Below are 4,718 nucleotides of genomic sequence, written 5' to 3'. Positions count from 1 at the left end.
CGGATCTTGATGCCCTTCATGTCGGCTACGGTCTTGATGGGCTTCTTGGCGTAGATGGAGCGCTCGCCGCTTTCGTAAAAGGCCAGACCCACAAAGCCGGCTTTCTCAAACGAGGCCAAAATCTTGTCGCCCTGCGCGCCGTACATGGCTTTGCGGAAGTGCGCAACGTCGCGGAACAAGAAGGGGAACGACGGCACCATGGATTCCGGCACGATGCCGTTAAAGGTGGTCAGGCTGACGCGCACCATGTCGATGGCGCCAATCTTGACCTGTTCCACCGTGTCTTTTTCAGAGCCCAGGGCGCTGTCGCTGAACACCTTGATGGTGTCTTTGCCGCCGGTGTCTTTGTTCAGTTGGTCACCCATGAACTTCACCGCCATGTTGGTGGGGAATTCTTTGGCGTGCACGTCGGCCGAACGGAAGGTGCGGGCGTTGGCCATGCCGCTGATGGCGCACAGGGCGGCTGCGGCGATCAGGCTGATCAGGGGGCGGTGGATGTTCTTCATGTCGTTTCCTGTTGAGTGGCTGAGGGGGTGATGAAATTTATCAGTCATCCTACAACTTAAAAACGAAATGACACAAAGGGTAAACCCCTGTTTGGGGGGAATCAACCCAGCTCAGCCCAGCTTGGTGGTCTCCAGGGGCTGGCTTTTGCGCAACCGTTCGCGGCTGTTGGACAGATGGGTGCGCATGGCGGCACGGGCCGAGTCGCTGTCTTGGTCGCGGATAGCGTGGTAGATGCTTTCGTGCTCGCCATGCACTTTGAGCAGGTAGGCCAGCCGCCCCTCGGGCACGTGCTCCAGGGTTTTGACGCGGGTGCGCGGAATGATCATGGTGCCCAGGTAGGTCATCAGGTCGGCGAAGTGCTGGTTACCGGTGGCGCGGGCCACTTCCATGTGGAACTGGAAGTCGGCCGGTACGCCGTCGGATTCGAGCGGAATCGCGTCTTTGAAGTCTTTCAGTGCCACTTCTAGTTGGACCAGGTTGGCCGGGGTGCGCCGCTGGGCCGCCAGGCCGGCAGCCTCGGTTTCCAGGCTGATGCGCAGCTCCAGCAGGGCGATCACGTCGGCCACGGTGGCGAAATCTTCGGGGGCGATTTTGAAGTTGCGGGTGTCGGGCGGCTCGATCACAAAGGTGCCGATGCCGTGCCGTGTTTCCACCAGACCCGAGGCCTGCAGTTTGGAAATGGCCTCGCGCACCACGGTGCGGCTGACCTCGAAACGGGCCATGAACTCGGCCTCGGTGGGCAGCTTGTCGCCGGGGTGCAGCTGGCCTTTGCGGATGTCGGCCACCAGCGCGTCCACAATTTCAAACACCAGTCCACGGGTGCGCCGGGGGCGTATCAGCGATGTGGGGGAGGGCGGAGGGATGGGCGTGGAGCGCGCGTTGGATGCAGACAAGCTGGGGTCCAATTTTGCAAGGGTTTGTGCGGATGCCATTAAAAAAGCCTTGACATGGAATGAAGTGGTTATCAGAATAGCAAGTTGTCAGACAACACATGACTGATGTGTGAGTCTATGCGATGCATAGTAGCAAAGCCCCGGTAAAAGTCCAGCGGATGAATACCAAGGACACAAGGCGAGTCCAGTCGGAGCAGGTGTTGTGACATAAAACAAGTTAACAGGAACCAATATGGCCATCAAGCTGCACGAGAAAATTTTGCTAACCGGCGCTGCCGGTGGCCTGGGCAAGGTTTTGCGCGAGAGTCTCAAGCAAAACTGCACCATGTTGCGATTGTCGGATGTCGTGGACTTCGGCGCGGCCGCCGAGGGCGAAGAAATCATGCTGGCCGATCTGGCCAATGCGGCCCAGGTCGATGCCATGGTGCAAGGCGTGGATGCCATCGTCCACATGGGCGGCAAGTCGGTGGACGGGCCGTTCCAGCCCATCATGATGGCCAATATTCTGGGGGCCTACAACCTGTACGAGGCGGCCCGCAAGTTTGGTGTGAAGCGGGTGATTTTTGCCAGCTCCAACCACGTGGTCGGCTTTTACTCGCAGGGCGAGACGATTACCGCCGATGCACCCGCCCGGCCCGACGGCAACTACGGCCTGAGCAAGGCTTTTGGCGAAGACCTGGCACGCTACTACTTTGACCGCTATGGCATCGAGACCGCCTGCGTGCGCATCGGCTCGTCGTTTGCCGAGCCCAAAGACCGTCGCATGCTGGCCACCTGGCTGAGCTTTGGTGACTTGCACCGCCTGATTACCGCCTGCCTGACCACGCCGGTGCTGGGCTACAGCGTGGTGTTTGGCATGTCCAACAACACGGTCACCTGGTGGGACAACGCCCGCGCCAAACACGTGGGCTACCAGCCGCAAGACAGCTCGGACGTGTTTCGCGAGGCGGTGTACGCCCGCACCTCGGCACCCGACCTGAACAACCCGGCAGCCACCTGCCACGGCGGCGGTTTTGTCACCATGGGCCCGTACGAGGCATGAGCACCGCCGTTAAAGCGATCATGCCGATTTCTTCCGTCCGCGACCGCGTGGGCGAAAGCCCGGTGTGGTCGGTCGCCGAGCAAGCCCTGTACTGGGTGGACATTGACGGCCAGCAGATCCGCTGCTGGTCGCCTGCCGCGGACACCGTCCAAAGCTGGACCGTGCCCGAGCGCGTAGGCTGCATCGGCCTGACCGCCACCGCTGGCACTCTGGTGGCGGCGATGGAAACCGGCATCTTTGCCGTGACCTTGCTGGATGCCCCCGAGGTGATGGTCGAATGCCTGGCCACTGTGGCCCACCCCGCGCCCGGCATGCGTTTCAACGACGGCCGCTGCGATGCGCTGGGCCGCTTCTGGGTCAGCACGATGGTGATGGACATGGGTCTGGCCTCGCCTGTCGGCCGCCTGTACTGCCTGGATGCCACCGGTCTGCAAGCCGTGCGGCTGGATGGCTTGCAATCCACCCCGCTGGACGGTCTGATCACCCCCAACGGCCTGGCCTTCAGCCACGATGGCGCCACCGCCTACCTGTCCGATTCGCACCCTAGCGTGCAAAAGATCTGGGCCTTTGACATGGACGCCAGCGGCAGCCTGCAAAACCCGCGCCTGTTTGCCGACATGCAAACCCTGCCGGGCCGCCCGGACGGCGCTGCGGTGGATTCGCACGGCTATTACTGGATCTGCGCCAACGACGCAGGCCTGGTGCACCGCTTCAACCCACAAGGCCAGTTGGTGCAGTCGCTGGAGGTGCCGGTGGCCAAGCCGTCCATGTGCACGTTTGGCGGCGCGGACCTGGACGTGCTGTATGTCACGTCCATCGTGCCGGGCACCATCGATGCCGCTGCGCCTGGCTTGAACGGGGCGGTATTTGCCTTGCAGCCCGGAGTTCGGGGTTTTTCCGCACCGGTGTTCACCCAGTTTCCATTGCGCAAGCCATAGCTTCTATATAAAAACAGCCTTCAGCGCATATTCCACCTGCACAAGCAGCTATTAAAACCATAGTAAATTACTTTTTACGTTCACCCAAGAGACCACCACCATGAACCCGCAAGACCTCAAAACCATCATGGGCTCCGGCCTGCTGTCCTTCCCCATTACCGATTTCGATGCGCAAGGCGAATTCCGCCCCAGCACCTACATCGAACGCCTGGAATGGCTGGCCCCCTACGGCGCGTCGGCGCTGTTTGCCGCCGGTGGCACGGGTGAATACTTCTCGCTGGTGGGGGCCGAGTACAGCCAGGTCATCAAGACGGCGGTAGACACCTGCCGTGGCGTGGTACCCATCATTGCCGGTGCCGGTGGCCCCACCCGCATGGCCATCGCCCATGCGCAAGAAGCCGAGCGCCTGGGTGCCCACGGCGTGCTGCTGCTACCGCACTACCTGACCGAAGCGGGGCAGGAAGGCCTGATCGAACACGTGGCCCAGGTCTGCAACAGCGTGAAGTTTGGCGTCATCGTCTACAACCGCGACCGCACCAAGCTGACCCCCAAGTCTCTGCTCATCCTGGCGGACCGCTGCCCCAACCTGATCGGCTTCAAAGACGGCGTGGGCAACATCGAAACCATGTCCTCCATCTTCATGGCCTTGGGCGACCGCTTTGCGTACCTGGGCGGCCTGCCCACGGCCGAGGTGTACGCCGCTGCCTACAAGGCGCTGGGCACGCCGGTGTACTCGTCGGCCGTGTTCAACTTCATCCCTAAAACGGCGATGGATTTCTACAAGGCCGTGGCCGCCGACGACCTGCCGACGCAGCACAAGCTGTTGAAGGAATTCTTCATGCCCTACCTGGCCATCCGCAACCGCGTAGAAGGCTACGGCGTGAGCATCATCAAGGCTGGTGCCACCATCGTTGGCCACGACGGCGGCCCGGTGCGCGCACCCCTGACCAATTTGAAGCCCGCCGAGATGGAAGAACTCGCCGCCCTGATCGCCAAGCTCGGCCCCCAGTAATTGATCCCCGAAATTGATGACCGCCATGACACAAAAACACGACAACTTCATCAACGGCCAATGGGTCGCAGGTGCCACGTACGCCCCCAACATCAACCCGTCCAATCTGGGCGATGTGATCGGCGAGTACACCCAGGGTGACGCAGCGCAGCTCGACGCTGCGGTGCAAGCCGCCCAGGCGGCCTTCCCCGCCTGGTCTACCGGCAACGTGCAGGCCCGCGCCGACGCGCTGGACAAGATCGGCACCGAAATTTTGGCCCGCCGCGAGGAACTGGGTACCCTGCTGGCCCGCGAAGAAGGTAAAACCAAGCCCGAAGGCATTGGCG

Annotated in this window: 6 protein-coding genes; 4 read left to right on the top strand and 2 right to left on the bottom strand. The window is 61.7% G+C overall.

The features are described 5' to 3' along the window. Together dctP and ABI213_RS15875 are read right to left on the bottom strand one after the other, a co-directional pair. Positions 1 to 506: TRAP transporter substrate-binding protein DctP (dctP, locus tag ABI213_RS15880; protein ID WP_348027794.1), on the bottom strand; the 506-nt coding region annotated here is incomplete at its 3' end. 111 nt (positions 507 to 617) lie between these two features. After that, a complete protein-coding gene (locus ABI213_RS15875; protein WP_348027792.1) occupies positions 618 to 1,400 on the bottom strand; it encodes a FadR/GntR family transcriptional regulator in 783 nt (260 codons plus the stop codon). A gap of 232 nt (positions 1,401 to 1,632) precedes the next feature. Between ABI213_RS15875 and ABI213_RS15870 the strand changes: the two genes are divergently transcribed. The 4 genes from ABI213_RS15870 to ABI213_RS15855 form a co-directional block, all read left to right on the top strand. Beyond that, positions 1,633 to 2,442, top strand: coding sequence for an NAD(P)-dependent oxidoreductase (locus ABI213_RS15870; protein WP_348027790.1), 810 nt, complete (start codon positions 1,633 to 1,635; stop codon positions 2,440 to 2,442). 20 nt (positions 2,443 to 2,462) lie between these two features. Beyond that, complete coding sequence (locus ABI213_RS15865) at positions 2,463 to 3,380, top strand: SMP-30/gluconolactonase/LRE family protein (protein ID WP_348027788.1); 918 nt, start codon at positions 2,463 to 2,465, stop codon at positions 3,378 to 3,380. Positions 3,381 to 3,480: 100 nt separating this feature from the next. Next, the gene (gene kdgD / locus ABI213_RS15860) at positions 3,481 to 4,392 is read left to right on the top strand and encodes a 5-dehydro-4-deoxyglucarate dehydratase (RefSeq protein WP_348027786.1); all 912 of its coding nucleotides are present in this window, start codon (positions 3,481 to 3,483) and stop codon (positions 4,390 to 4,392) included. Between the two features lie 25 nt (positions 4,393 to 4,417). Further along, positions 4,418 to 4,718: aldehyde dehydrogenase family protein (locus ABI213_RS15855; RefSeq protein ID WP_348027784.1), on the top strand; the 301-nt coding region annotated here is incomplete at its 3' end.

Origin of the sequence: Rhodoferax sp. (assembly GCF_039922535.1) — a bacterium.
Classification (GTDB): domain Bacteria; phylum Pseudomonadota; class Gammaproteobacteria; order Burkholderiales; family Burkholderiaceae_C; genus Rhodoferax_B.
The sequence above is the reverse complement of the archived record's forward strand: the minus strand, read 5'-3'. Positions and strand labels throughout refer to the sequence as shown.